The sequence below is a fragment of the Leucobacter sp. M11 genome (genome assembly GCF_035726885.1).
Classification (GTDB): domain Bacteria; phylum Actinomycetota; class Actinomycetes; order Actinomycetales; family Microbacteriaceae; genus JAPFRB01.
Genome location: NZ_JAPFRB010000001.1, coordinates 649,232 through 650,325, shown reverse-complemented (window position 1 = coordinate 650,325; position 1,094 = coordinate 649,232). Strand labels below are relative to the sequence as shown.

Annotated in this window: 1 protein-coding gene; it reads left to right on the top strand. The window is 72.4% G+C overall.

Translation table 11 applies throughout. The features are described from left to right. The coding region (locus tag OOT08_RS03370; RefSeq protein WP_325091129.1) for a sensor histidine kinase at nt 1-1,094 on the top strand (1,094 nt) is incomplete at both ends.

Sequence of the window (1,094 nt, the reverse complement as noted above, 5' to 3'; positions counted from 1 at the left end):
GGGGGCGCGTACGGCTGGAGCGCCGCCCAGCGGATCCAACAGCAGGCCTCCGCCCAGCTCATCGGGGACCTCAGCTACTTCGCGACCGGGGCCCGGCAGGCGCTGCGCGCGGGCGATCCCGAGATGATCGACCGGGAGCTGCGCCGCTACGCGGAGCTCTACGGGGCAACGGCTCAGGTCTTTGACCGCTCCGGCACGCTCTGGGCCGGGACGGTGAGCGAGCCCGGGCTCGACGACGAGGCCGAGGGGCAGATCCGCCTCGCGCTCTCGGGACGCCGCGGCGAGCCGGTCCCGGCCGCTTTCCCCTGGACGCTCCGCGAGACCGTGATCGTCGAGCCGGTGTTCGACGACGGCCGGGTGTTCGGCGCGGTGCGGATCGCGGCGAGCCCCGAGGCCTCCCAGCGAGCCATCCTGACGCAGTGGGGGGTGCTCCTGCTCGGCGGCAGCGCGGTCATCCTCGCGCTGATCTGGGCCGTGTACCGGCTTGCCAGCTGGGTGCTGAAGCCCCTGCACCGGGTGGACAGCGCGATGGCCGCGATCGAACACGGCGAGATGGGGGCCCGCATTTCGGACGATACGGGGCCGCCGGAGGTGCAGCGTATGGTTCGGATGTTCAACCAGATGGCCGAGGAGATCGAGCGGGTGATGACGCGGCAGCAGGAGTTCGTGATGAACGCCTCCCACGAGCTGCGCAACCCGCTGGGCGCGCTGCTCATGCGGGTGGAATACCTCGCGACCGGCCTCGACGAGGGCTGGAACGAAGACGTCGAGCACGCCCGGGAGGAGGGACGCCGGATGTCGCGCATCCTCGACACCCTGCTCAACGTGGCCCGCGTCGGCAAGTCGGACACCGCCTTCGCCGCCGTGGACCTCACGGGGCTCGTCGCCGAGCGGGCAGCTGCGTGGCAGGACCGCGGCGTCGGGCTCGGCGTGACGGTGCGCGCGGGGGGCGGCCCCGCGATCCTCAGCGTCACCGACCGCACCGCGGTCGAGAGCGCGCTGGACGCGATCCTCGACAACGCGCTCAAGTTCGCCCCCGAGGGCACGGCGGTGGATGTCTCGGTGCGCGAGCGCGACGGCGAACACGTCATCGC